The organism is Synechococcus sp. R55.7 (genome assembly GCF_047461955.1).
Taxonomy (GTDB): Bacteria; Cyanobacteriota; Cyanobacteriia; order Thermostichales; family Thermostichaceae; genus Thermostichus.
The window spans coordinates 1-956 of sequence record NZ_JANSIC010000400.1 but is presented as its reverse complement, the minus strand read 5'-3'; the positions used below and the strand labels follow the sequence as shown (position 1 = coordinate 956).

Sequence of the window (956 nt, the reverse complement as noted above, 5' to 3'; positions counted from 1 at the left end):
CCCGGCCTAGGGGAAAGACGGGGGGAGATCATCCTGGCCGGCGCCCTGATCCTAGAGGAAGTGATGAGCCTGCTGGGGGTAGAGCGGGTTCAATTTTGCGAACGGGCTTTGCGGGAAGGGCTGATCGTGGACTGGATGATCGGCCAAGGGCTGATTGAGGATCGGCTGCGCTACCACAGCTCGGTGCGGCGGCGCAGCGTCCTCAAGTTGGCGGAAAAATACCAGGTGGAGATCCCCTATGCCGAGCGGGTGGCCGAGTTTGCCCTCAGCCTTTTCGATCAAACCCGCGGCATCCTGCATGGCTGGGGATCCCGGGAGCGGGCTCTTCTCTGGGCGGCGGCCATGCTGCACAACTGCGGCCACTTCATCAGCCATGCCGCCCACCACAAGCACTCCTACTACCTGATCCGCCATGGAGAACTCTTGGGCTTCAACGAAGAAGAGGTGGAGGTGATCGCCAACTTGGCCCGCTACCACCGCAAGTCGCCCCCCAAGAAGAAGCACGAGAACTTCCAGCGCCTCAGCGACGAGCGGGATCGCCAAGTGGTGCTGGAACTGAGCCCCCTGTTGCGCATAGCCTGTGCTTTGGATCGCCGCCGCCTGCAGGCCATTCAAGCCCTGCACTGCCGTTTTCAGCTCCTGGGAGAAGGCCCCCGCCGCATGGAGTTGATTTTGGATCCCAGGCATCCCAAGGACGACTGTGCCCTAGAGTTGTGGAGCTTAAACGAGAAGAAAAAAGTCTTCGAGCAACAGTTCAACCTGCAGGTAATCCCCAAGCTCTCTACCCAGATCCAGCGCAGCGCCGATCCCTTTGAGGCAGCAGTTTAGCCTTCTCGGGGATCCTAGCTAAGGGGCAATGGTAATGGGCGAGGGGCTGGTTTGGGTGGTCTTTTGGCCCCCTCTTTGCAAGATCACCTCGATGATGCCGTTGTTGACCGGCTGCATGTTGAAGGGCA

At 60.1% G+C, this 956-nt stretch carries 1 protein-coding gene; it reads left to right on the top strand.

Translation table 11 applies throughout. The features are described 5' to 3' along the window. Positions 1-828 (top strand): HD domain-containing protein (locus tag NW820_RS12755; RefSeq protein WP_414407688.1); only part of this gene is annotated, 828 nt, incomplete at its 5' end. Positions 829-956 lie beyond the last annotated feature (128 nt).